The organism is Bradyrhizobium sp. JR4.3, from assembly GCF_040547695.1.
Taxonomy (GTDB): domain Bacteria; phylum Pseudomonadota; class Alphaproteobacteria; order Rhizobiales; family Xanthobacteraceae; genus Bradyrhizobium; species Bradyrhizobium canariense.
On sequence record NZ_JBEPQF010000022.1, the window covers coordinates 94,212 to 116,542 of the forward strand.

The 22,331-nt window shown below is 64.5% G+C and carries 24 protein-coding genes; 11 read left to right on the forward strand and 13 right to left on the reverse strand.

What is annotated here, in order from left to right; genetic code table 11:
* Positions 1–10: 10 nt before the first annotated feature.
* The 5 genes from folK to ABIB91_RS28835 form a co-directional block, all read right to left on the reverse strand.
* The gene (gene folK, locus ABIB91_RS28815) at positions 11–502 is read right to left on the reverse strand and encodes a 2-amino-4-hydroxy-6-hydroxymethyldihydropteridine diphosphokinase (RefSeq protein ID WP_007593548.1); all 492 of its coding nucleotides are present in this window, start codon (positions 500–502) and stop codon (positions 11–13) included.
* 1 nt (position 503) lies between these two features.
* Positions 504–872, reverse strand: coding sequence for a dihydroneopterin aldolase (gene folB / locus ABIB91_RS28820; RefSeq protein ID WP_354169472.1), 369 nt, complete (start codon positions 870–872; stop codon positions 504–506).
* A complete protein-coding gene (folP, locus tag ABIB91_RS28825) occupies positions 869–1,729 on the reverse strand; it encodes a dihydropteroate synthase (protein WP_354169470.1) in 861 nt (286 codons plus the stop codon). The genes folB and folP overlap by 4 nt, the downstream gene beginning before the upstream one ends.
* Positions 1,730–2,002: 273 nt before the next feature.
* Entirely contained in the window at positions 2,003–2,410 is a 408-nt protein-coding gene (locus tag ABIB91_RS28830; RefSeq protein ID WP_007593543.1) for a DUF4332 domain-containing protein, read from the reverse strand.
* Positions 2,411–2,436: 26 nt separating this feature from the next.
* Positions 2,437–2,802: a DUF2267 domain-containing protein gene (locus tag ABIB91_RS28835; RefSeq protein ID WP_354169468.1), complete on the reverse strand. Its 366-nt coding sequence runs from the start codon at positions 2,800–2,802 to the stop codon at positions 2,437–2,439.
* 346 nt (positions 2,803–3,148) lie between these two features.
* On the opposite strand from ABIB91_RS28835, the gene ABIB91_RS28840 reads away from it, so the two are divergent.
* The 3 genes from ABIB91_RS28840 to ABIB91_RS28850 all read left to right on the forward strand — a co-directional run bounded on the left by ABIB91_RS28840 (position 3,149) and on the right by ABIB91_RS28850 (position 7,682).
* Positions 3,149–4,771 (forward strand): helicase HerA-like domain-containing protein, encoded by a 1,623-nt coding sequence (locus tag ABIB91_RS28840; RefSeq protein ID WP_354169466.1) that lies wholly within the window; start codon positions 3,149–3,151, stop codon positions 4,769–4,771.
* A gap of 133 nt (positions 4,772–4,904) precedes the next feature.
* Positions 4,905–6,233, forward strand: a complete 1,329-nt coding sequence (locus tag ABIB91_RS28845; RefSeq protein ID WP_354169464.1) for a glycosyltransferase family 87 protein — start codon at positions 4,905–4,907, stop codon at positions 6,231–6,233.
* 54 nt (positions 6,234–6,287) lie between these two features.
* Entirely contained in the window at positions 6,288–7,682 is a 1,395-nt protein-coding gene (locus ABIB91_RS28850; RefSeq protein WP_007593536.1) for a M20/M25/M40 family metallo-hydrolase, read from the forward strand.
* Between the two features lie 223 nt (positions 7,683–7,905).
* Here ABIB91_RS28850 and ABIB91_RS28855 read toward each other — a convergent pair whose 3' ends face one another.
* Positions 7,906–8,685 carry a class II aldolase/adducin family protein gene (locus tag ABIB91_RS28855; protein ID WP_007593534.1) on the reverse strand — a complete coding sequence of 260 codons (780 nt, stop codon included), beginning with the start codon at positions 8,683–8,685 and terminating at the stop codon, positions 7,906–7,908.
* 180 nt (positions 8,686–8,865) lie between these two features.
* The gene (locus ABIB91_RS28860) at positions 8,866–10,515 is read right to left on the reverse strand and encodes an ArnT family glycosyltransferase (RefSeq protein ID WP_354169462.1); all 1,650 of its coding nucleotides are present in this window, start codon (positions 10,513–10,515) and stop codon (positions 8,866–8,868) included.
* A gap of 312 nt (positions 10,516–10,827) precedes the next feature.
* Between ABIB91_RS28860 and ABIB91_RS28865 the strand changes: the two genes are divergently transcribed.
* Positions 10,828–11,700: a DUF308 domain-containing protein gene (locus ABIB91_RS28865; RefSeq protein WP_354169460.1), complete on the forward strand. Its 873-nt coding sequence runs from the start codon at positions 10,828–10,830 to the stop codon at positions 11,698–11,700.
* 161 nt (positions 11,701–11,861) lie between these two features.
* On the forward strand, positions 11,862–12,278 hold the full coding sequence (locus ABIB91_RS28870; protein WP_018456864.1) for a Ros/MucR family transcriptional regulator: 417 nt from the start codon (positions 11,862–11,864) through the stop codon (positions 12,276–12,278).
* A gap of 5 nt (positions 12,279–12,283) precedes the next feature.
* On the opposite strand, the gene ABIB91_RS28875 is transcribed toward ABIB91_RS28870, so the two are convergent.
* Complete coding sequence (locus ABIB91_RS28875) at positions 12,284–12,715, reverse strand: SufE family protein (RefSeq protein ID WP_354169458.1); 432 nt, start codon at positions 12,713–12,715, stop codon at positions 12,284–12,286.
* A 68-nt stretch (positions 12,716–12,783) separates the two neighbouring features.
* Complete coding sequence (locus ABIB91_RS28880) at positions 12,784–13,209, reverse strand: DUF5330 domain-containing protein (RefSeq protein WP_219684869.1); 426 nt, start codon at positions 13,207–13,209, stop codon at positions 12,784–12,786.
* A 385-nt stretch (positions 13,210–13,594) separates the two neighbouring features.
* On the opposite strand from ABIB91_RS28880, the gene ABIB91_RS28885 reads away from it, so the two are divergent.
* The 3 genes from ABIB91_RS28885 to ABIB91_RS28895 are packed head-to-tail and all read left to right on the forward strand — an operon-like array spanning position 13,595 to position 16,631.
* The gene (locus ABIB91_RS28885) at positions 13,595–15,541 is read left to right on the forward strand and encodes a PAS domain-containing sensor histidine kinase (protein WP_354169455.1); all 1,947 of its coding nucleotides are present in this window, start codon (positions 13,595–13,597) and stop codon (positions 15,539–15,541) included.
* Positions 15,534–16,229 carry a peptidoglycan-binding domain-containing protein gene (locus ABIB91_RS28890; protein ID WP_354169453.1) on the forward strand — a complete coding sequence of 232 codons (696 nt, stop codon included), beginning with the start codon at positions 15,534–15,536 and terminating at the stop codon, positions 16,227–16,229. The genes ABIB91_RS28885 and ABIB91_RS28890 overlap by 8 nt, the downstream gene beginning before the upstream one ends.
* A gap of 57 nt (positions 16,230–16,286) precedes the next feature.
* A complete protein-coding gene (locus ABIB91_RS28895) occupies positions 16,287–16,631 on the forward strand; it encodes a DUF1491 family protein (RefSeq protein ID WP_007593522.1) in 345 nt (114 codons plus the stop codon).
* On the opposite strand, the gene ABIB91_RS28900 is transcribed toward ABIB91_RS28895, so the two are convergent.
* On the reverse strand, positions 16,628–17,614 hold the full coding sequence (locus tag ABIB91_RS28900; protein WP_007593514.1) for a DUF2336 domain-containing protein: 987 nt from the start codon (positions 17,612–17,614) through the stop codon (positions 16,628–16,630). The two genes, ABIB91_RS28895 and ABIB91_RS28900, sit on opposite strands and share 4 nt — an antisense overlap.
* Before the next feature lie 253 nt (positions 17,615–17,867).
* Here ABIB91_RS28900 and ABIB91_RS28905 point away from each other — a divergent pair, with 253 nt between their 5' ends.
* Together ABIB91_RS28905 and ABIB91_RS28910 are read left to right on the forward strand one after the other, a co-directional pair.
* Positions 17,868–18,056, forward strand: a complete 189-nt coding sequence (locus ABIB91_RS28905) for a hypothetical protein (protein ID WP_007593508.1) — start codon at positions 17,868–17,870, stop codon at positions 18,054–18,056.
* Positions 18,057–18,071: 15 nt separating this feature from the next.
* Positions 18,072–18,833 carry a hypothetical protein gene (locus tag ABIB91_RS28910; protein WP_219684865.1) on the forward strand — a complete coding sequence of 254 codons (762 nt, stop codon included), beginning with the start codon at positions 18,072–18,074 and terminating at the stop codon, positions 18,831–18,833.
* Between the two features lie 111 nt (positions 18,834–18,944).
* Here ABIB91_RS28910 and ABIB91_RS28915 read toward each other — a convergent pair whose 3' ends face one another.
* The 3 genes from ABIB91_RS28915 to ABIB91_RS28925 all read right to left on the reverse strand — a co-directional run bounded on the left by ABIB91_RS28915 (position 18,945) and on the right by ABIB91_RS28925 (position 21,217).
* Entirely contained in the window at positions 18,945–19,523 is a 579-nt protein-coding gene (locus ABIB91_RS28915; protein WP_354169450.1) for an amino acid synthesis family protein, read from the reverse strand.
* A gap of 36 nt (positions 19,524–19,559) precedes the next feature.
* Positions 19,560–20,423, reverse strand: a complete 864-nt coding sequence (locus ABIB91_RS28920) for a fumarylacetoacetate hydrolase family protein (RefSeq protein ID WP_035995055.1) — start codon at positions 20,421–20,423, stop codon at positions 19,560–19,562.
* Between the two features lie 92 nt (positions 20,424–20,515).
* Entirely contained in the window at positions 20,516–21,217 is a 702-nt protein-coding gene (locus ABIB91_RS28925) for a GntR family transcriptional regulator (protein WP_035995051.1), read from the reverse strand.
* 111 nt (positions 21,218–21,328) lie between these two features.
* Between ABIB91_RS28925 and ABIB91_RS28930 the strand changes: the two genes are divergently transcribed.
* Positions 21,329–22,321, forward strand: a complete 993-nt coding sequence (locus tag ABIB91_RS28930; RefSeq protein ID WP_354169448.1) for a zinc-dependent alcohol dehydrogenase family protein — start codon at positions 21,329–21,331, stop codon at positions 22,319–22,321.
* Positions 22,322–22,331 lie beyond the last annotated feature (10 nt).

Here is a 22,331-nt window from a genome sequence, read left to right on the forward strand (position 1 = left end):
TTGTTTTTGGTTAACCGGTATCCGGAAGCCGCTCAATGCCTTGTGTCGAGACGCTGGCGAGACCGTCATGGACACGAATGCCTGCGATCACGCGGTCGGGCGCGATCTCGGCCAGCGGCACCAGCACAAAGGCGCGCTCGAACAGGCGCGGATGCGGCAGGGTCAGATCGGGTTTCTGCATCGAGACGTCGTCATACGCGATCATGTCGAGATCGAGCGTGCGCGGGCCCCAGCGCCGCTCCTTATCGCGCATGCGGCCGAATTTCTGCTCGACCTTCTGCATCACGAACAGCAGCGCATGCGGATCGAGATCGGTCTCGATCTCGACGCAGGCGTTGATGAAGGGAGCCTGGTCCTCGTCGCCCCAGGGCGGCGTCGCATAGTCCGACGAGCGCGCGATCAACGCCGCCTGCGCCATGCCGCAGATATGGGCGATCGCCTTCTGGAAGGTCGCGCGGACATCGCCGACATTGCCGCCGAGCGCGATCAGGACGCTTGCCATGTCAGGGGTGCTGCGAGCGCGTCAGCATGACGCCGACGTCGTCGAAGATCGCGGCGATCGGCGCATGCGGCTTGTGCACGGTGATCTTGACCGCACGGATGCGCGGAAAGTGCGACAGGATGGCGTCGGCGACCGCGCCGGCCGCGCGCTCCAGCAGCTTGTAGTTGGTGTTCTTGAAGGCCGCGGTGGTGGTCGCCACGACGTCGGCGTAGGACACGGTGTCGGCGAGCCGGTCGCTGCGGGAAGGCTCCGACAGGTCGGTATAGAGCTCGAGGTCGATGACGAAGCGCTGGCCGACTTCCGTTTCGTGCTCCATCACGCCGTGGCGGGCATGGATCGACAGGCCGCTCACGAAGATCGTATCGGTCATGGCTTGCTCTCGATTGCGTGCGCCACTCGCAGGGCCTGCAAGGTCTCGGCGACGTCATGGGTGCGGATGATTTTCGCGCCGCGCTGCGCGGCGATCAGATGCGCGGCGATCGAGCCGGCGAGCCGCTCTGTCGGCTCCGACGGCGACACCGAGGCGATGAAGCGTTTTCGCGAGGCACCAACGAGGATCGGCAGGCCGAACATGTCGAATTCACGCAGCCGCGCTAGCGCGGTCATGCTCTGTTCGGCCGTCTTGCCGAAGCCGATGCCGGGATCGAGCACGATCTTGTCGTGGGCGATGCCGGCTTGTGCCGCGATATCCAGCGAACGCTGAAAGAACGCCTTCATGTCCGCAATGATGTCGATGGCGGGATCGACGTTGTCGCGGTTGTGCATGACGATGACGGGGACGCCCTTCGCGGCCACCGTCGGCGCCATGCCGGCATCGCGCTGCAGGCCCCAGACGTCGTTGGCGATCGCCGCACCCTGGGCGAGCGCGAAGGCCACCACCTCCGCCTTCATGCTGTCGATCGAGACCGGCACGCCGAGCGCCACGATGTCCGATAGCACCGGCCTCAGCCGCGCCAGTTCGTCTTCCGCCGTGACCGGCCGCGCGCCCTTGTAGGGCCGGGTGGACTCGGCACCGATATCGATGATGTCGACCCCGGCCTCGATCATCGCCCGTGCCCGCGCGAGCGCCTGCTCGGGCGCGATGAATTCGCCGCCGTCGGAGAATGAATCCGGGGTGACGTTGAGCACGCCCATCACCGCCGGGATCGGCCGCTCCAGCAGCGTCCGCAGCACGTCAGGCCCGACTGAACCGGCCGCCGGGACGGATGGGGAGGGCGAGGCATTCATGCGGCCCGCTTTAGCGGTCGGGGAGGGGGAGTCAAGACGGGAAGGCGTGGGTTGCCAGCGTTGGGCAGGGCGTCGCACACCCTCGCTGTCATTGCCCGCGAAGGCGGGCAATCCAGTATTCCAGTGACAGCACCGCGATACGGAGGAGCCGCGGCGTACTGGATACCCCGCTTTCGCGGGGTATGACGGCGGAGTTGGGGGATGCATTGTTGCCCATCGGGCAAAACGATGCCGAGAGAGTAGCGCCCACTCCGTATGCGGAGAGGGGCAACCCTAATACGAAATCTTAGGCGGCAGCTTCTTCGCTTTGGCGATGATGTCGCCGACCGACTTCTCCGAGGGCAGGATGCGGAGCAGCTTTTTCTTCTCGTTGGCGTCCCGCATGCTCTGGGCGAGCCTTGCCGGATTTCGGTAGGCGAGCTCGCGCACGGTGGTGACGCCGGCGGCGCGGACCAGGCCGACCTTGGCCCTGCCCATGCCGGGAATGCGCATGTAATCGGAGACGTTGGCCCATTCCAGCAGCAACTGCTCGCTGATGCCGGTCTTGGCGGAGAGCGCCTTGCGGCCCTTTACGGTCGAGGCCGCCTCGAGCAGCGCATCGGTGGTGCGGATACCGTGCGCCTTCAACTTGTTGGCGGCAAAGGCCGACAGGCCCTCAATCTCGGAGATCGGATATGTCATGATACTCGATGTGAAATGCGCAGGCGTCAGGCGAACTGGCTGAGGCCCGGGGTCCCCGCGATGATCTTGCTCATCTGATCCGCTCCGATTTTGTCTCGGCCGAAGCGAAAAAGTTCACGGGCGACGTTCTGAATCTCGGACATGCCGAGTCCCATGCCCATCAGGCGCGTGCCGACCGCCATCAGGCCGCCGCCCATCAGCCGCGACAGTCCTCCGCCGCTGCGGGATGCCTCGATTGCCGCTTCTGCACCTGGAATCTGGTCGATGAGTACCTGGACGCTGTCGGAAGGACCCTCGTTGCGGAGGAAGCCCAGGATAATGCCGACGGTCTTTTCAGCGACAGCACTATCTATGCTGGCGTTTGTCGCCAGCCGCCCGATTAGCTCGTCCATATGGCCGCCCCTCAGCCGGTTCACATGCCGGAGTATTGCTTTCGAAAATGATCTTGAGCCGGTGTGATGTGAAATACAAGCGATGAACGCCATCAACGTTCCGATTCAGTCTCGAACGCGCGAGAAGTGTTGCAGCGATGCAAGAGCGGAGATGAAATCGGCAAAAAAATGCCGCGATGCGAATGCGTCGTTCCTACTTTCGGCGGATGTCACCCGCATGTTTCCGACGATGTCGCATGCCCGGAGTGCGTTGAATGGTTTCAATCAGCGCGCGATATGCGTTAAACTACGGAACTGGTGCATTCGAGTTTCGATATGCGAAACAGGGCAGAGAGATCAGGGAATAATGACCGCACAGGACAGCAAGCTCGGTGATACCGACGAGAAGATCTTCGTCGGTAAAGGAAACGAGCAGGCATGGCTGACGTTGGCATTCGCCAATCGCCATGGCCTCGTCACGGGTGCAACCGGAACCGGCAAGACGGTCTCGCTGCAAGTGATGGCGGAAGGATTTGCGCGCGCCGGTGTTCCGGTCTTCGCGGCCGATATCAAGGGCGACCTCTCGGGCATCTCGGAGGTCGGCGAAGCCAAAGATTTCATCGTCAAGCGCGCCACCGAGATGGGACTGACGTTCGAGCCCGACCAGTTCTCGACGGTGTTCTGGGACGTGTTCGGCGAGCAGGGCCACCCGGTGCGGGCGACCGTCACCGAAATGGGCCCGCTGCTGCTCGCACGTATGCTCGACCTGAACGACGTGCAGGAAGGCGTGCTCAACGTCGCCTTCCGTGTCGCCGACGACAACGGGCTGACGCTGATCGACATGAAGGATCTGCGCGCGCTGCTCGATGCCATCGTGCCCGATGCCGGCAAGAAGGGGGCGGATGCCGAGGAGAGTCCGCTTGCCGAGATCAAGAAGGCGGCGCAGGGTTTTGGCAACGTCACCAAGGCCACGGTCGGCACCATCCAGCGCCAGCTTCTGGTGCTGGAGAACCAGGGCGCCACCAAATTCTTCGGCGAGCCGGCGCTGACGCTGAAAGACTTCATGAAGACCGACCGCGACGGCCGCGGCATGATCAACATCCTCGTCGCCGACAAGCTGCTGCAGAGCCCACGGCTTTACGCGACATTCCTGCTGTGGATGCTGTCGGAGCTGTTCGAGGAACTGCCCGAGGCCGGTGACCTGCCCAAGCCGAAGCTGGTCTTCTTCTTTGACGAGGCGCATCTGTTGTTCAACGACGCGCCCAAGGCGTTGATGGACAAGATCGAGCAGGTGGTGCGCCTGATCCGCTCCAAAGGCGTCGGCGTCTATTTCGTGACGCAAAACCCGGTCGACGTGCCCGACCGCGTGCTCGGACAATTGGGCAACCGGGTGCAGCACGCGCTCCGCGCCTTCACCCCGCGCGACCAGAAGGCGGTTGCCGCCGCGGCCCAGACCTTCCGTCCCAACCCGAAACTCGACACCGCCAAGGTGATCATGGAGCTCGGCAAGGGCGAGGCGCTGGTGTCCTTTCTCGAAGGCAACGGCACGCCGGCGATGGTCGAGCGGGTGATGATCCGGCCGCCATCGGCCCGGATCGGACCGATCACGTCCGAAGAGCGCAAGGCGATCATGGATGCAAGCCCGGTGAAGGGCAAATACGACACCGCCGTCGATGCAGAGTCCGCCTACGAGATGATCCAGAAGCGCATTGCCGGCACGGCTGCGACTGTGGATGCTTCGGCGGGCGGCGGAGGCGGCGGCATCCTCGGCCAGATCGGCTCGATCGTCGGCACCATCTTTGGCACCAACGTCAAGCGCGGCCGCCTGTCGACGGGCCAGGTCATCGCGCGCGACATGACCCGATCGGTCACCAATCAGGTGATCGGGGGGATGGCCGCCAATATCGGCAAGTCGGTCGCCGGCCAGCTTGGTGGCTCGATCGGCCGCACGCTGGTCCGCGGCGCGCTCGGCGGCTTGCTGCGCAGGTAGGCAGAAAGCCTCGTTTGAGGCAATTCCTCCGCAAACCCGCCGCTTGTGCGCGGTGGGTACAAATTCGGGTGATCAGGACTCTCCAAGCGTCCGTCGGTCTGCTAGGTGCTATGGCCCCTGACTGGACCACACCGTGACCTCACCTGAATCTTTCGTTCGACCCGGCACATTCCGAAGACTGTCGCTACGTGCGCCGCTCGACCTGCTCTTCCTGCTCTGCTGCTTCATCCTGGCTGCCGATGTCCTTGGTCCCGAGATCTTCGGGCACGGCAAAACCAAGGACTACGGCCTGTGGTACTGGGCCGGGCAGCAGGTCTTGAAGGGTGGGCCGCTCTATCCCGGCGACATCCACCAGTACTTCGAGTTCATCTACCCACCGCTGCCGGCGATCCTGCTGGCAGTCCCGAGCTGGTTCGGCAAGATCGCGCTCTACAGCGTGCTGTCGGTCCTGAATATTGCGGCGTGGTGGTACACCGGGATGCTCTCCAATGCCATGACTGGTTCGGGCCGCACGCCTGGCCCCTTGCTGGAGGCACTACCAGCTGCCGTGACCGTGACCTTCGTGTTTGACATGTTCGATCTTGGACAGCCGAACCTCGTCCTGCTGGCGATCATGCTCTACGGCTTCTGGAGCTTGCAGCATCAGCGCTCCTGGCTCGCAGGCTTCATGTTCGCGCTCGCCACCGCGATCAAGGTGTTTCCCATTGCGGTGCTGCCCTATCTGGTCTGGCGGCGAAAGTGGGGAGCCGCCGTCGCTACGGTCGCCTTCACCGGCATACTTCTCTACATCGTGCCGGCTCCCATTCGCGGCTTCGAGCGCAACGCCGCCGAGGTCAAGACCTGGTATCAGGGCATGGTCGGGTCGAGCTCGGAAAAAGGATTTGGCCAACGCGACGAGCAGAACTGGTCGTGGGTGAACCAGTCACTCATTGCTGTCACGCACCGGCTGGTCCGGCCAATCAACTACAATCAGGAGGATCCCAACAAGCCGCCGCGCACGATGAATGTCATCGACGTCGATTACAGGACGGCGAACTGGATCGTGCTGGCGCTGTCGGCGTTGCTCGGACTCGGCTTCGTCGCGGTCATGCCAGGGCGAGCGCGGCGTACGGCGCGCTCGGACGCCGAGGAGCTCGGCATCCTGTTCTGCCTGATGACGGTGGCATCGCCGCTGGCGCGACAATACTATTTCATGTGGCTGTTCTTCCCGATGACGGTGCTGATGCATCGTGCCGCCTTCGACGAGCGGGCGAACGTACGCCTGGGAACCTGGCTCGCCCTTGGCGCCGCCGGCATCCTCATGCTGCTGGCGCTGCCGTGGTTTCCCAATGTCTTCCAGGCCTGGGGCAATAACCTCGTCGCCACGGCGATCCTCGCAGCTAGTCTCGCATGGCACATCCGGCATCCGCCGGTTGCGGCTGGCCCCGACGCCGCGGCAGCGCTAAAAGCCGATAGTTCTTGAGAAGACATCTTTGAGTCCCGACGTCTTGGGATTCGAACGCAGGGAATACGACCAATGGCAAATGCGCAGCTTCAATCCGTGCTCGACCACATCGACAAGGAGTTCGACAACAGCCTGGAGCGTCTGTTCTCGCTGTTGCGGATCAAGTCGATCTCCGCCGATCCGGCCTTCGCGGCCGATTGCAAGGCGGCGGCCGAGCATCTTGCCAGGGACATCGCGAGCCTCGGCGTTGCGACTGAAGTGAGGCCGACCGCCGGCCATCCCGCGGTCGTCGGCAAGAGCGTCGCGGGCGGCCGGCCGCATGTGCTGTTCTACGGCCACTATGATGTGCAGCCGGTCGATCCGCTCGAACTCTGGCACCGTCCGCCATTCGAGCCTGTTGTCACCGACCATGCCGACGGCCGCAAGATCATCGTGGCGCGCGGCGCCGAGGACGACAAGGGCCAGGTCATGACCTTCGTCGAGGCCTGCCGCGCCTGGAAGAAAGTGACGGGGTCACTGCCGATCGACGTCACGTTCCTGATCGAAGGCGAGGAAGAAGTCGGCTCGAAGAACTTCGTGCCCTTCATCGAAGCCAACAAGGACGAGTTTAGGGCGGACTACGTGCTGGTCTGCGACACCGGCATGTGGGACCGCAACACGCCGGCGATCACGACCTCGCTACGCGGTCTGCTCTATGAGGAGCTCAAGATCACCGCCGCCAATCGCGACCTGCATTCCGGCGTGTTCGGCGGCAGCGCGATGAACCCGATCCGGGTGCTGACCAAAATTCTCGGCGGGCTGTTCGACGACGACAATCGCATCACCATTCCGGGCTTCTACGATGGGGTAAAGGACACGCCGCCGGACATTCTCGCGCAGTGGAAGAAGCTCGACTTCACGCCGGACACGTTCCTCAAGCCCGTTGGGCTATCGATACCGGCCGGCGAGAAGGGCAGGCTCCTGGTCGAGCAGGCTTCCACACGTCCGACCTGTGACGTCAACGGCATCTGGGGCGGTTATATCGGTGAGGGCTCGAAGACGGTGATCCCGTCGCACGCGTCGGCCAAGGTCTCGTTCCGGCTGGTCCAAGGGCAGGATCCTGCGAAGATCCGCAAGGCTTTCCGTGAGTACGTGACGGCGCGCATTCCGGGAGACTGCAAGGTCGAGTTCGGCGATCACTCTGCCGGGCCTGCGATTGCGCTCGACTGGAACATGAAGCCGCTCGCCGCGGCCAAAACCGCGCTGACCGAGGAATGGGGCAAGGAGACCGTGCTGATGGGCTCGGGCGCCTCGATCCCGATCGTCGCCGACTTCAAGCGCGCGCTGGGGCTGGATTCGCTGCTCGTCGGTTTTGGCCTCGACGACGACAACATCCACTCGCCGAACGAGAAGTACGACCTCCGCAGCTTCCAGAAAGGCATCCGTTCCTGGGCGCGCATCCTCGCGGCGCTGGCGGAGGTGAAGTAGGGCGCTCTTTATCCTCGTCGTTGCGAGTGCGTAGGGTGGGCAAAGGCGCAAAGCGCCGTGCCCACCATCTGTCCCGGATCGCGATCGGCAATGGTGGGCACGCTTCGCTTTGCCCACCCTACGAGACCTTACAAATAAAAACGCCGCCCGGAATTGGGCGGCGTTTCATTCCAAAAGGCGTAGAGGTTCGTTGAACGCTACCCTACACCAAATCTCGAAAATTTCAAGACCGGTAGCCCGGCAGCTCGCGGTCCAGCTTGCGCAGCAGCGGCGGCCACACGAGGTTGGTGGCGCGCAACTCGGCGCGGTCGCGGTTGGCGAGCAGCTCGGTATTCTTGTCGATCGCGACATCGTCGACCGGGTAGACCGGCGTGCCCAGCGCGCGCGTACGCACCTGCATCGAGCAGGCGCGCTCAAGGTGATACATGCGCTCGAAGGCCGAGGCCACCGAACGGCCGACCGTCATCGTGCCGTGGTTGCGCAGCAGCATGTGGTTGTGGTCGCCGAGGTCCTTCTGCAGCCGCGGCCGCTCGTCGTGGTCGAGCGCGATGCCCTCGTAGTCGTGATAGGCGAGGTCGTGGGTGACGAGCTGGGCGGTCTGGTTCAGCGGCAGCAGGCCTTCGGCGCTGCTCGAGACTGCGGTGCCGTCGAGGGTGTGGAGATGCAGCACGCAGATGGCGTCCTCGCGCACCTCGTGGATCGCCGAATGGATGGTGAAGCCGGCGGGGTTGATGCTGTACTCGCTCTCGGAGAGCTGGTTGCCGTGCAGATCGACCTTGACCAGGCTCGACGCCGTGATCTCGTCGAACATCAGCCCGTAGGGGTTGATGAGGAAATGATGGTCAGGGCCGGGCACGCGCGCGGAGATATGGGTGTCGACCAAATCGTCCCAGCCGTAGAGCGAGACGAGACGATAGCATGCGGCGAGATTGACCCGTTGCTGCCACTCGGCCTCCGTCATGTTCGACGGCACTTCCTTCAGGCGCGCTTCCGCTGGCGACATGGTCGATCTCTCCGAACATCGTTGTTGCGGGGAGGGAGCGTAGTCCTGCCGCGACCTGCCAGCAAGGCACACAAAGCGCGGCAGTCCAGCGTAGCCCGCATGAGCGAAGCGACATGCGGGGCTGCCTGATAGGCCCCGGATGTCGTTGCGTTCATCCGGGCTACGGTCCGGAGGAATTTACTACGGCGCCGGGATCGAGAGCAGGCTCGAAATGCTGCTGCCGCGGATGTCGTAGACGCGGGCGAACACCACGTCGTCGCGCTTGATCTCGACCAGCACGGGCGCGGTGAGGCCCTTGCAGTAGAACTCGCCGAGAGTCATGGCGAAATCGGCGGCATTGGAATCCCAGCCGATGGTGAAGTCGGGCCCGAGCGCGACCTGGGCGGGGCGCTGCGGACCGCACACCGCGACCTTCCATTTGCGGTTTCGCGGCGGCACTTCCTGGCGTTCGACCAGCTGCTCGCGCAATTCGTCCGAGGCCTGCTTCAGCGCCAGACCCCAATAATCCAGCATGAAGCGGTCGTCGGCGCCGCGCACGGTGCCGGCGATGTGGTTGAAGTGGGTGTATTGATAGGGATGCAGGCGGATCATCTCGGCGAGCGAGAGCGCCAAGCCAAAGCAGAAGGTGGCGAGCACGACCGGCTGCCAGGTGCGGTGATTGGCGCGCAGGCGCTCCATGGCCCAGCCAAAGGCGACGCCGCCGAGCACCGCCATCGGCGGGATCACGAAGACGAAATGGCGAATGCCGTTGTACAGCGCCGGGCGCTTCACCATCGCAATCGCGAGCGGCAGCGTCGCGGCGAGCGTGAGCATCAGCAGGATGGTCTTGCGGCGGGCTGGAACCTCGCGGCGCGGCAGCAGTGCGAAGGTGCCGATCACGGCGCCGAACATCAGCACCAGCATCACCTCGGGCAACTGAAGCGCGAACAGCGTCGGCAGATAGGACCAGGGCATGTCGGGCACGGAAACGATCGCGCCGTCGAACATCTCCTTCCAGGGTTTCTCGAAGAAGTGCGAGAAGTAGGTCAGCGCCTCGAAGGGATTGCCGGGCTCCATGATCGACCACGGCCAGATCAGCCCCATCACGAGATAGCCGAGCACGAGGCCGGGCAACAGCACGTAGACGACATAAGCGAAGCGTCGGACCGATTCACGCAGGCCCTCGGTGCGCAGTTCCTCCAGGAACAGCGGCATGAAGCCGATCACGGCATAGACCAGCGCAAGGCCGCCGAGGACGCGGGTGCCGAGCGAGAGGCCGGCGCCAAGGCCGACGATCAGGATCGTGCGCGGCGACGGCTGCGGATATTCCTCGGCAAGGCGGACGAGGCCCAGCATCAGGATGATCATGGCCACCGCGAAGGGCGCATCCTTCGGGTTCATGAACATGTGGCCGTAGAAGATCGGGCAGAGCGCGAGCAGCAAGAGTGAGGCAAGTCCCGCAAGGGGACCACCGACACGGCGGCCAAGCCGCCACGTCACCGCAAGTCCGATCACGCCGACTACGGCGCCGAGCAGCCGGCGCGTCTCGAACAGCTCGAGCGGAATCACCTTGTGCAGGAGGGCCGCGACCATGTCGAAGCCGCCGCCATACATGTAGAGGTTGGCAAAGGAGAGGGCCGCGGTGTCCTTGAAACCGGAACCGAACATGCGCAGCAGCAGATCGGCGTATTCGGCGTGGGTGTAGTCGTCCCAGCCGAGCCCGTAGTCGCGGAAGGTCAAGCCTGCAATGACGGCGACCGCAGCCAGCACCAGCATGGCGAGATCGTCGCAAGTCCGTTCAACCGAGCGCCGCAGAGGCGTGTCGATCGCCGAAGTCGTGATGGATGTCATGGCTATTGGTGACCCGGAATCCCCTCTTGGCCCTGCTGGTGCGCGCGGGCCTGCTCCCCGGAATCCCTATAGCGCAGTTCCATTAGCAAGTAATTGGGCATTATGGCTAATTCCTGATGCGACGCAGCAAATCCGGCCAAACTTGAGAGCGGCCTAAAGTAGCGAGCCGTAGCTGAAGGGAATGTGAATAAGTCCCTGATTTCCTTTCCTTTAGGAACGCAGGTTATAATTCGACGTTGGCGTGGAACACCGGATGACGGTATCGTGGCGTGACGAGGGTCGCGTGTGGCTGCGCGGCCAGGGGTGAGTTCGATGGCGTTGGCATTGTTGATCGCGGGGATTTTCGCCATTTTGGCGGGCCTCCTTGCGATCCTGTTCGGCTTCACCGTCAGGGAATTCAGTCTCGGCAGTACCCTCATAATCGCCGGTACCATCGGCGTCTGCTCCGGAATGTTACTGGCCGGCCTCTACGTCGTGGTCGCGGAATTGAAGGGCATGGTCCGCCGGCTGGCTGGATCCATCGCACCGTCCGACGTTCGGGTCAGGCCCGTGCTGCCGGGTCTCGGGATGGCTGGAACGCCTGGCCCCGCGCCTGAGCCGGGCGCAGAGAAGATCGAGCCGGCGCCGCCATTGCCGGCCGCAGGACCGCCGCCCTGGCAGAACGAAGCAGCCGCGCGCGAGCGTCCGCGCGCCGAGCCTCCGCCACCGCCGGAAGCTCCGAGCCCGCCGGAGGTTCCGGAACCGCCGCGCCGGCGCAACCTGATGTTCGCCTCGACCTCCCGCAAGGAGCGCGAGCGCGCCGAGGCGAAGACCGGCGAGGGCTTGCCGCCGCTGCCGCATGCCGAGCCGTCGGCGGAGCCTGCCGCCCCGGAGACGCCGCCTGCGAGCTTTGACGACGCCTGGCCGAAGCCGGACCGTATGAGGCCTCCGGAGGCGCCGGCCGCCTCGCGGCGCCCGCCGCCGCGCTCGCCGTCGACCTTCGCGGAGACTGCTCCGCCGCCCGCACCGGAGCCGGCGGCCTCGGCCGAACAGGCGCCCGTGACCGTGCTCAAATCCGGCATCGTCGACGGCATGGCGTATTCGCTCTACTCCGATGGCTCGATCGAAGCCCAGATGCCGGAGGGGATGATGCGCTTTGCCTCGATCGACGAGCTGCGCTCCCACCTCGACCAGCGTGGGGCCTGAGAAAGCTGGCGCAGGCAAAGTAAAGCGCTGGCGTTCTTGTTGCTTCGTCAGTAAATCAGCCGATACTCCTCAGTCATTCCATTCAGCCGAACGTATTGTTGACACGGAATACTCTGACGTCGTCTCTCCCGTGAGAGGCAAGGTGGAGAAAGGCGGGGCCGATGTCGGATGCTGGGGCTAAGAATTTCGTTGAGCTGACGGCGGGCATCGTGTCGGCCTATCTCAGCAACAATCCAACGCCTGCGGCTGAGATTCCGAACCTGATCAGCCAGGTGCATGGCGCGCTGGTGCGCGTTTCGTCAGGCCGCACCGAGACGGCGCCGCTCGAGCCCGCGAAGCCGGCGGTCTCGCTGAAGAAGTCGATCGCGCCCGACTATCTGGTCTGTCTGGAAGACGGCAAGCGCTTCAAGTCGCTGAAGCGCCATCTGCGCACCCAATACAACATGACGCCGGAGCAATATCGCGAGAAATGGGGCCTGCCGGCCGACTATCCCATGGTCGCACCGAACTATGCGGTGGCCCGCTCGCAGCTTGCGAAGCAGATGGGACTGGGACAGCAGCAGCGGAAGCGGAAGTAGATTTTCTACGAGGCTTCCGCGAGCGCCTCTTTCGCGTCGGTCTTGATGCGCTCGACCATCGAGCGCAGGCCGTTGGAACGCTGCGGCGTCAGATGATCGCGAAAGCCGAACTCGTCGAATACGGCAATGGCATCGGTCGCAAGAATCTCCTGCGGCGTGCGGCCGGAGTAAAGCGACAGCACGATCGCGACCAGCCCGCGCACGATGTGGGCGTCACTGTCGCCGCGATATGTCAGGACCGGCGGCCCGCCATCGCGACGATCGATCAGCTTCTGAAGCCAGACCTGGCTGACGCAGCCATTCACCTTGTTCTCGGCCGAATGCTCCGCCTCGGACATCGGTTCCAGGGTGCGGCCGAGCTCGATGACGTACCGATAGCGGTCGTCCCACTCGTCCAGAATCTCGAAATTTGCCCTGATTTCGTCGATCGTCGTCATGCTGGCCCAAAGTTCCCGTTCAGGCCAATATAGGGACGCAAAGCGCCGAAATCGATAGGGTTTGGGCGCTAATTCGCCGTCGCGGGCGCCGGACCGCGCCATTCCAGCGCGAGGTCGTCCTGGGACAGGGTGTCGCGCGGCGCCTCGCTGGTTGCGGTGTCGCCTTCACCGGCCAGCGCGATCGAGCCGGTGTGGTCGGGCGCCTTCTTGTCGGGCTTCTCGAGCTGCTCTTTTTTGTCGTTGATGATCTGGTAGATCTTCTTCGCGCCGTCCTGCGCGCGCTGGCCGATGATGGTCGCGGCCTGTCCGCCGACCTCGCAAGCCGCCGGCTGGCGCTTGCAGAACTGGGTCATGTCGGAAACAGCCGCGGTCGCAGCCTGCACCGCGTCGGCAGCGCCGATCTGCGGCAGCTTGTCCGATTCGGGCGTCTTGTCTCGCGGCAGGAGCACCAGCACCAGCCCGAGCCAGAATGTGATGCGAAGCAGAAAGCGCATCTTGCGACCTGTATGTTAGATCCCGCCGCGGCGATCTCCGCGGATGTCGGACCTAGCAACTCTCGATAAATCGCAAGTGATTGCCTTCCGCTTAATTCGCGGAAAATTGACGCAAGAATCTTCGCAATCGACGGTCTCGTAAATTTTCGATTGACGTCCACGCGCCGTGATTCTGCCGCCGCGCCCGTCCACCATTTCGAAACCATGCGGATCGCAGTGAAACCCTGTGTTCACCATCCTCGCCGATGACGTCGTCAAATCGCCTAAAAAGCCCTGCGATGACACCGCGTCCGGCGGCGCGCCGCGCTGCCTTAGTGTTCGTTTAAGGTCGCTCTGACACGGTGGCTCAACGATAAGGAGGCGTTCCGGCGCGTCTTCCCGACGAATGAGCCGAAGCGCGAGACCCGTGACAGTTTTGAGTATCATCCGCGATTGTCTCGATGCGCTGCTGCATCCCTCCGCGCGTTACGACGCGCTGACGCGAGCGCGCCATCGTGCCTTCATGGCCCCGCGGCTGCTCGGCAGCCTGGCCGCCTTTGCCGCATTCCCGGTCTATCTCGCCATGCGCGGCGCGCCGAGCGCGATCGAGGTCGCAGCCTTCGCCTGGCTGATTGCGCCGATCCTGTTGTCCTGGTTCCTGTCGCGCACCGGCCGTTACGAAGGCGCGCATGTGCTGTCGTCGCTGGCGCTCTCGGGCCTGATCATGGCGGTTGCGGTGACGACCGGCGGCATCGAATCATTCGCCGCGATCTGGCTGGTCGTGGTTCCCCTCGAAGCTGCGCTGTCGGCCTCGCGCCGCGTCGCGGCCTTTGCCTCGCTGCTGGCGCTGTCCTGCGCCGGCATCCTGATTCTCGTCAGCCAGCTCGGCTGGCTGTCGATTGGCGACACCAGCGCCGCGGAACGCGGCGTGCTGATGGCGTTCGGCGTCGCCTCGGCGACGCTCTATGCGGCAGGTCTGGCCTTCGGTGCGGAATCGCTCGCGCGCACCAGCGTTGCGCTGCTGTCGCGTGAGGAAGAGCGTTACCGTCTCCTGGCGCGGAATATGAGCGACGTCATCTCGCGGCATCAGCGCAACGGCGCGGTGCAGTTCATTTCACCGGCGGTGGAAGCCATGCTCGGTGTGCCCGTCGCGCAACTGCTCGGCCATGGCCTGTTCGATCGCGTCCATGTCGCCGATCGCCCGGCGTATCTGACGGCGCTGTCCGATGCCGCGCGCGGCGAGGTGCGCAGCGTCGAGTTCCGGTTGCGCCGGGAGCGTGCCGGCTCGGAGCGCGGCCAGGTTGATTTCATCTGGGTCGAGATGCGCTGCCGCCCGCTCGATCAGGATATGGGCCGTGATACCACGCGCGAGGCCGATGTTGTCGCCGTGATGCGCGATGTCACCGACCGCAAGCTCGGAGAGCAGGCGTTCGATCAGGCGCGCAGCGCTGCAGAGGCGGCCGACGCCGCCAAGACGCGCTTCCTTGCCACCATGAGCCATGAGCTGCGCACGCCGCTCAACGCCATCATCGGCTTCTCCGAGATGATCACGCAGGAGCAGACCTTGATGCTGGGTGCGGCCCAGCGGAGGGAATACGCCCAGCTCATCAACGATTCCGGCAAGCATCTGCTCTCGGTCGTCAACGGCATCCTGGACATGTCCAAGATGGAATCGGGTAATTTCGAGATGGCGTCGGAACCGTTCGCGCCGCGTGCATCATTGATGCACTGCTGCAATCTGCTGGCGCTGAAGGCGCGGGAGAACGGCGTCGATCTCGTCACCGATGCGCCGCAGGACCTGCCTGTGATGACCGGCGATCCGCGCGCTTTCAAGCAGATCGTGCTCAACCTCGTCGCCAACGCCGTCAAGTTCACCGAGCGCGGCGGTCAGGTCACTGTAACAGCGGCGGTCTCGGGCTCGCAGCTTGCGCTACGCGTCAGCGACACCGGAATCGGCATCGCACCTGACGATCTCAAGCGCATCGGCGCGCCATTCTTCCAGGCCGGAAAAACCTATCAGCGTCGTCACGAAGGCACCGGCCTCGGACTTTCGATCGTGAAGAGCCTCGTGGCGTTGCATCTCGGCGAATTGACGGTACAAAGCAGGCTCGGCGAGGGAACTGCCGTCACCGTCAAGCTGCCGCTCGTCTACACGCCGCAGGCCAAGATTTCTGATGCCAAAACTTCTGATACCAAGATTTCTGAGGCCAAGATGTCCGACAGCAAGGCGAGCGAGAGCAAGATCGCGACCTTGACGCCGGTGCTGCGCCAGGAACTTCAGCACCAGGAACTGCAGGACCATCCTCACGACCAAGTTCAGGACCAACCCGCTTTGGTGAAGAAAAGTGCCTAAGAAGTCTGCCAAGGACCAAGCCGCGCCGCGCCGCCGTGGCGCCAAGGTCGCAGTCATCGATGTCGAGACCGAGCGCAATCTCGTGCTGCGCGTGCTGCTGCATAGCCCCAAGGATACGCTCGCCGGTTTCGTCGCCGTGGCCGCTACCGGCGCGATCGTTGCCAACGCGCTGTTCCTCCAGACCGGGCGGCATCCGGCGCCGATGTTCGGCACCGTGATCAATCTTCCCGCGCCCTCGTCCCTGCCGCTGTCGAACCCCTTGCCCCGTTCGCGTCCGGTCGGGGCCGATACCTCGCCGCTCGAGCCGAGAGCGACGGAGTTTCGTGCCGAGCCCAGACCTGCGGACAAGCCGCCGGAGAGGCCTGTCGAGGCGACCGCATCGACGCCGCGCTCAGGCGATCCCATGACCAATCTGGTCAAGCAAACGATTTCGGCACCGCCCTCCGTTGCGCGTCCGCCGGCGCCGATCCCCGTGCAGCAGAGCGCGGCGGCGCGGCGCATCGCCGGCGTGCAGCGCGCGCTGTCCGAATATGGCTACGGGAACTTGAAGATCACGGGCGCGATGGGTGGCGAGACCCAGTCCGCGATCCAGAAATTCGAGCGCGAGCACAAGATGCAGGTCACCGGCCAGCTGTCCGACCGCCTGCTCCGCGAGCTCGGCGCCGCGATCGGCCACCCCGTCGAATAGTCGTTGCTGTTGTGCGAAGGCTGGTGCTGATTGCAGCGCTGTCCTATCGTGGCCACCATGCGTTTGAAATCAAACATCTGGGTCTCAGCCTATCTGCGCCGGTGCCAGACCGAGGGCGTGTACGGCGCGGTGCGTCGTCGCGGTGCGGAGGAGGCGGGTGCGGTGTTCGTGAAGATCTCGCTGCTTGACGGCAATGCGATGCTCTATGTGCCGGCGCCGCAGACCTCTTACGACGACGGCCGGCCGGTCGATCGCTTCTTCGTGCCGTTTGCGCCGCAGCCGATGCCGGAGCCTGCGGTGGAGGAGCGCCTGACCAAGGAGATCCGCTTCGACTCCGACATCTGGATCGTCGAGACCGAAGACCGCGCCGGGCGGCATTTCCTCGAATTGGCGAAGACCTAACGATCCGATCCGTCAGTCCCCGTCCGCACCGCAGGCGCGGAGCCGGGCTGCACGCCCGGGCGTGTCTGGCTTGCGCCCGCACGCGCGCGCTGGCGCTCGCTGTCATGCAGCGACGGCTGGTACTTGGCGCGGGTGACGGCGAGCGTCGAGCCGCGCCAGGCGGCCAGCATCACCAGCGCCGCGCGGTCGCTGAGGCGATCGTAAAGACGCGACAGCCGGTACACGTCGGTCACGGAGTTGCCGATCTCCGGCTTGAAGAACAGCAGGATGCGCTGGAACACCGGGCTCGGCATGTCGAGCGCGCGCGCGGCGACCGCGAGCGCTTCGCCGCTTGCATCGTCGACGATCTGGGCTGCGACGCGCGAGGGCAGGATCAGGCTGTCGCCGAGCTCGAAGGCGAAATTCTCGACATCGCCCGCGATCGCCGCCATCTCGAGGATCTGGATTGCGCGCTTGGCGCGCACGGTCGGAATCCGCGGCGCGGCCTTCAGCGGGGTCTCCGCCAGATTGTGCAGGATCAGCGCGCGCTCGGAGGCGCCGGCGCGGAAGAACATGTCGTAGATATCGGCCGCGTCCTTTGGCTGCATCGCCATGTTCGAGGCCATGCGCAGCTCGGCGTCGGTTGGCGTGCGAACCGGCAAGGGGGCAGGAGGGGGGGCAGAGGCGGGCGCCTGGATTTCGCGCGCGAGCGGAACCCTGCGGCCCTCCTGCGCGGCTGACAGTCCGAGCTTCTGCATGATCGGGGCGGGCGTCGACGGATAGATCGCAAGCCGGGCCTTGACCGCTGCGCGCGTCGCGTCGTCGACCTGGTCGATCAGTCGTGTGGCGAGCTCGACGAACTGGCGCTGCTCGTCGTCGCTATGGGTACTCGACTGGACATAGAGGTCGGTCAGCACGCGCAGCAGTGTCGGACGAACATCGACGCCTTCGCGACGGGAGAGGGTCATCAGCCCGTCGAATCCTGGAAACAACGACTTGGTCATGGAGAGATACGCGACCTGGAAGAGATACTCGCCGCCAGCCTATCGCGGGCTCCTTTAAAGTCTCGTTAAGGAAAACGAGGCGTGAAGCCGAACGCTTGCTTTGAAGCGTTCTCGTGCCGCAACGGGACGGCGGGTCGCGCCCGTGCGGTTACGGTCCCGCCGGCACGTTTACACCCCGTTAACCATGAACTGATCTTAATGAATGCATGTTGCAGAGGCGCGCCGGGTCGCGCGGCAATTGAAGAGAGCTGATATGGGGACCATCATCGAATTTCCGGCCGGTCGCCGGGTGAGCGCGTCGGGGGACGTGGCTCCGCGCGCGGACATGGGCACGATTTTGATCCTTCCCGTGATCCGCATCGAGCGCGAGAGCGACGAGCCAAGCGGCGATCACGGGCCGGAGCAGGGCACAGCGCCGGGGCGCCGTCGTCGTCGCCGTTAGCCTTCGGCCTTTGTAATGCCGGAGAACCTCCGCCAGATCCGGCCCGTCGTAACGGCCATCATGCTCGCAGTGCTGGGTGCGACGCTTGCCGCCTGTAGCGGCGGCGATTTCGGCCGCACCCGCGCCGACATGCGCAGCGACGACATGCATCGCTGGCTGGGCGCGGAAGTCACCTCCAGCGTTGGCCTGAAGCCATCCCAATTCCAGCTCACTGACGAGGAGCGCCAGCTTCGCGACCTCGCCTATCCCCTGATAGAGCCGCCATTGTCGCGGCCCGCCTGGAAGAGCGTGTTCGGCGACTACAAGGCGCTGCCCTCGCCCTGGCGGCAAAAGATCGTGTTCGACCGCACCATGTACGGTCGCACGCTGATCGACGAGCCGCACCGTTCGCATTCTTCGCGCTATACGCAGCTGATGGAGGACGTGCGCAACGACATCACCCGCTTCGAGCCGTTCTTCGCCTCCGCGATCCGCGTCATCGACCTCGACAAGAAGCGCAATGCCAGCATGGCGCGTGTCTCTTCCCTCTCGCCGCAGGAGAAAGAGGACGCGATCGAGCGCATGCAGGAGAATTCGCTGATCATCCAGTGGGTGCAGCAGTGCCTCGAGCAGCGCGTCTCGTCCTATCGCTGGGGTCTGGAGCGGCTGGTGATCCAGGCGCCCGACGGCATGGCCGCCGATGCCGACCGCCTCATCGGCGAACTCGCCGCCCAAACCGCCAACCCGCCGGTCGCGGGCCAGCCGCCCTACGGCCGCGCGGTCGTCTCCAAGGGCTGATCGTTTCAAGGGTCGATCATTTTACGGCAGCGCGCCGGCGCTTGATTGCGTCGGTCAAGCGCGCTGCTTCAGCAGGTTCCCGACAAAATCCTTCAGCGCATCGTGCGCCCGTCAGCGCTGTCCGTCGTGCACGGAGATCGCGGATGCCGCAAGGCCGCCGATGCGCGCGTGAGGCCGGCCGCCGGTCGCCATCACGAGCCCGAAGGCGATCTCGTCGCGCCGTGGTGAATCCCACAGCGTCATCTCCGCGGTGCCGAAATGGCTGCGGACATAGGCGGCGTGAATGTGCCCGAGCGGAACCATGAGCCGCGTGCCCGGACCGCCGATGGTCTTCGCCGCCGGAACGATCGCCTTGGGCTGACCGAGCACCTCGCGCATGCCCTGGCCGCCGGCCTCGTGCCAGACCGCGCCGTGCTCGAGCTCGCCATCCTCGCCGACGATGATGCCCTTGCCATAGGCTTCGATCTGCGCGGCACCGCCGAGCTGCGCGATCAGCCGTGTTGCGAGTTCTCGCCCGAGCTCGCGCAAGGATGCCTGAAACGGCATCAGGTCAGGTTCGAAGCGGCCCGCGAAGGGATTGCGGATGACCGCAATGGCCGTCCCGACCAGCAGCGGCATCTCCAGCCGGGGACCGCGTTCGTGCCAGATGGTCTCGACGCTGAGCGCGGTCTTGCGGATGTTATGGGACATGTCTTGAACCACCTCTTGGGAGGACATGCGCTGACTCTAGGCTTCGTCGACGACGGGATTGCGCAGCACGCCGATGTTCTCGATCTCGACCTCGACCACGTCGCCGGGCTTGAGGAAGACCGGCGGCTTGCGGGTGAAGCCCACGCCGGCCGGCGTGCCGGTGGCGATGACGTCGCCGGGGACGAGGTCGAAGATGGTCGAGCTGTACTCGATCAGCCGCGGGATCGAGAAGATCAGCATCGAGGTGTCGGAGGATTGCACCACCGCACCGTTGACGCGCGTCTCGAGCTTCAATTTGGTGGGATCGCCGATCTCGTCCGGCGTGACCAGCCAGGGACCGAACGGGCCGGTGCCGACGAAGTTCTTGCCGGAGGCGATCTGCTGGGCGTGACGCTGCCAGTCACGCACGCTGACGTCGTTGTAGATCGAATAGCCCGCCACGTGATCCCAGGCGTCGGCCTGGCTGATGTGACGGCCACCCTTGCCGATGACGACGGCCAGCTCGCCCTCCCAGTCGAAATTGTCCGAGACTTTTGGCCGGACTACCGGCGCGTTGTGCGCGACCTGGGAGCGCCAGACCCGGAGGAAGATCGGTGGAAATTCCGTGATCTCGCGCTTCATCCCGAACGCCACGGCTTCATTGTGGTGGTCGAGATAATTGCGCACCGCGCAGACGATCTTCTCTGGACGCGGGATCACCGGCAGGTATTTGACGTCGCTTAGCGCCATCGTGGGCTTGTGCCCGGCGACGATGGCCTCGCGCCGCGCATAGTCGTCGCTGCCGAGGAAGTCCGCGAGAACAGGGTATTGGGGCAGGGCGCGGCCGAGATCCACGACGCCATTTTCGACAACGGCGCCCCAGCTTTCCCGATTTCCGTCCAAGAATGACAGCAGCTTCATGGTCTCGCCCCAAAGGTTGGCATTTTCGATCTTGCTCATTATTTTCGAAAATGTGGTGAAACGCAAGCCCACGGTGATAAAAAGCGTGCCGCCTATTCGGTGTCGAGCAGGTGCCCGGCGTAGGTCGCGACGTTGTCAGCCGTGGTGCGGATATGCGTCTCGATCAGCTGCACCGCGAGATCCGGATTGCGCGAGATCGCGGCCTGCATGATCGCCTGGTGCTCGCCGGCCTTGTCGCGCGGACGCGGCCGGAAATTGGCCGACAGATGCCGATAGCGCTCGGCGCGATCGAACAGATCGCCGCGAATGGCGAGGAGTGTCGCGGAGCCGCAGGCGGACACCAGGGCCTGGTGGAATTGGCGGTGGGCGATCTTCCATTCGGGATCGCGCAGCGGATGTTCGGGATCGCGCTGCTCGATTCGCTTCAATCTATGCAGTGTCGAGATGACGGCGATTTCCCAATCGTCGTCGCCCCGCTCGATCGCGCGGCGGATCAATTCCACCTCGATCAACACCCGCGCATCGGTGACCTCCACCAGATCCTGGCGGCTGACCGGCGCCACGCGAAACCCGCGCTGCTCCTGCGCGTCGACCAAGCCTTCGGCGGTAAGCGCCGTCAGTGCCTCGCGCAGCGTCGTGAAACTGACGCCGAATCGTTCGCGCAGGACGTCGAACCGTAGCGGTTCGCCCGGCGCCAGGCCGCAGGCAATGATCTCCTCGCGCAGCCGATGGGTGATGTCGGCGGCAACGGTCTTGCCGAATTCCTTGCGGGGGCGAATGGCGCTTTCGGACATGGTTTCTGTCATTGAATCGATGGCTCAACATGCCGCGCCAACGACCATCTTGCAATAATTTTCGTAAACGGTATTATTTTCGAAAATATGGCTTGGGAGGCGTGTGACATCATGAGAGCGTTGCTGGTGCGTCAGCCGGGTGGGCCGGATGCACTCGAACTGGTCGAGCTTCCGGTGCCTATGCCCGGACCCGGCCAGGTGCAGATCCGCGCCGAAGCATTCGGGGTGGGGCAGCCCGATGTGCTGATCCGGCGTGGCGTCTACAAATGGATGCCGCCGCTGCCGGCTAATCCCGGCAACGACGTCGCCGGCCGCATTGCCGCGCTCGGGTCTGGCGTCGAGGGGTTTGCGGTCGGCCAGAAGGTGCTGCTGAGCGCACGCGACCTGTCGCAGCGCGGCGGCTGCTACGCCGACTACGTGGTCGCGCCCGCCGACGCCATTCATGCGCTGCCCGACAATGTCGATCTGCAAGCGGCCGTGTGCCTGTCGAACTACCAGGTCGCCTACGCGCTGCTGCACGAGTGCCGCCATCCGCGCGCACCGGCGAGCGTGCTGGTGATCGGGGCGGCGGGTGGTGTCGGTACCGCGCTGGTGCAGCTCGCCAAGCTCGCGCAGATGAAAGTCATCGGCACGGTCTCCACCGAAGAGAAGGCCGCATTTGCGCGGGGCAACGGCGCCGATCATGTCATCTACTACCGCCGCGAAGACGTGGTGGCGCGGACCCGCGAGCTGACCAATGGCGAGGGCGTTGGCCTCGTGCTCGATCACGTCTGTGGGCCCGAGTTCACCGGCTATCTCGGCGCGCTCGGCAAATGGGGGACGCTGCTGTCGTACAACGCCTTCGCCGGATTGCCGGAGGAAAACCTGATGGCGGCGATGCGCGACCATCTCGACATCTGCCCGGCGATACGCTGCTTCTCCTTCCACATCTACGACCACGATCGCGACGAGCGTCGCGCGCTCATGCGCAGCGTGATCGATGCGCTGAGCCGCAATGCGATCAAGCCCGCGATCTCGGCGGTCGTGAAGCTCGACGAGGTCAGGCAGGCCCACACGCTGCTCGAGCAGGGCTCGGCGCTCGGCAAGATCATCATGACGCCATGAGGGGGTGGAT

Bases quoted from the DNA above. Each gene is read 5' to 3' on its own strand.
- folK (WP_007593548.1), bottom strand. From the start codon at position 502: ATGGCAAGCGTCCTGATCGCGCTCGGCGGCAATGTCGGCGATGTCCGC.
- folB (WP_354169472.1), bottom strand. From the start codon at position 872: ATGACCGATACGATCTTCGTGAGCGGCCTGTCGATCCATGCCCGCCAC.
- folP (WP_354169470.1), bottom strand. From the start codon at position 1,729: ATGAATGCCTCGCCCTCCCCATCCGTCCCGGCGGCCGGTTCAGTCGGG.
- ABIB91_RS28830 (WP_007593543.1), bottom strand. From the start codon at position 2,410: ATGACATATCCGATCTCCGAGATTGAGGGCCTGTCGGCCTTTGCCGCC.
- ABIB91_RS28835 (WP_354169468.1), bottom strand. From the start codon at position 2,802: ATGGACGAGCTAATCGGGCGGCTGGCGACAAACGCCAGCATAGATAGT.
- ABIB91_RS28840 (WP_354169466.1), top strand. From the start codon at position 3,149: ATGACCGCACAGGACAGCAAGCTCGGTGATACCGACGAGAAGATCTTC.
- ABIB91_RS28850 (WP_007593536.1), top strand. From the start codon at position 6,288: ATGGCAAATGCGCAGCTTCAATCCGTGCTCGACCACATCGACAAGGAG.
- ABIB91_RS28855 (WP_007593534.1), bottom strand. From the start codon at position 8,685: ATGTCGCCAGCGGAAGCGCGCCTGAAGGAAGTGCCGTCGAACATGACG.
- ABIB91_RS28860 (WP_354169462.1), bottom strand. From the start codon at position 10,515: ATGACATCCATCACGACTTCGGCGATCGACACGCCTCTGCGGCGCTCG.
- ABIB91_RS28865 (WP_354169460.1), top strand. From the start codon at position 10,828: ATGGCGTTGGCATTGTTGATCGCGGGGATTTTCGCCATTTTGGCGGGC.
- ABIB91_RS28870 (WP_018456864.1), top strand. From the start codon at position 11,862: ATGTCGGATGCTGGGGCTAAGAATTTCGTTGAGCTGACGGCGGGCATC.
- ABIB91_RS28875 (WP_354169458.1), bottom strand. From the start codon at position 12,715: ATGACGACGATCGACGAAATCAGGGCAAATTTCGAGATTCTGGACGAG.
- ABIB91_RS28880 (WP_219684869.1), bottom strand. From the start codon at position 13,209: ATGCGCTTTCTGCTTCGCATCACATTCTGGCTCGGGCTGGTGCTGGTG.
- ABIB91_RS28885 (WP_354169455.1), top strand. From the start codon at position 13,595: ATGAGCCGAAGCGCGAGACCCGTGACAGTTTTGAGTATCATCCGCGAT.
- ABIB91_RS28895 (WP_007593522.1), top strand. From the start codon at position 16,287: ATGCGTTTGAAATCAAACATCTGGGTCTCAGCCTATCTGCGCCGGTGC.
- ABIB91_RS28900 (WP_007593514.1), bottom strand. From the start codon at position 17,614: ATGACCAAGTCGTTGTTTCCAGGATTCGACGGGCTGATGACCCTCTCC.
- ABIB91_RS28905 (WP_007593508.1), top strand. From the start codon at position 17,868: ATGGGGACCATCATCGAATTTCCGGCCGGTCGCCGGGTGAGCGCGTCG.
- ABIB91_RS28910 (WP_219684865.1), top strand. From the start codon at position 18,072: ATGCCGGAGAACCTCCGCCAGATCCGGCCCGTCGTAACGGCCATCATG.
- ABIB91_RS28915 (WP_354169450.1), bottom strand. From the start codon at position 19,523: ATGTCCCATAACATCCGCAAGACCGCGCTCAGCGTCGAGACCATCTGG.
- ABIB91_RS28920 (WP_035995055.1), bottom strand. From the start codon at position 20,423: ATGAAGCTGCTGTCATTCTTGGACGGAAATCGGGAAAGCTGGGGCGCC.
- ABIB91_RS28925 (WP_035995051.1), bottom strand. From the start codon at position 21,217: ATGTCCGAAAGCGCCATTCGCCCCCGCAAGGAATTCGGCAAGACCGTT.
- ABIB91_RS28930 (WP_354169448.1), top strand. From the start codon at position 21,329: ATGAGAGCGTTGCTGGTGCGTCAGCCGGGTGGGCCGGATGCACTCGAA.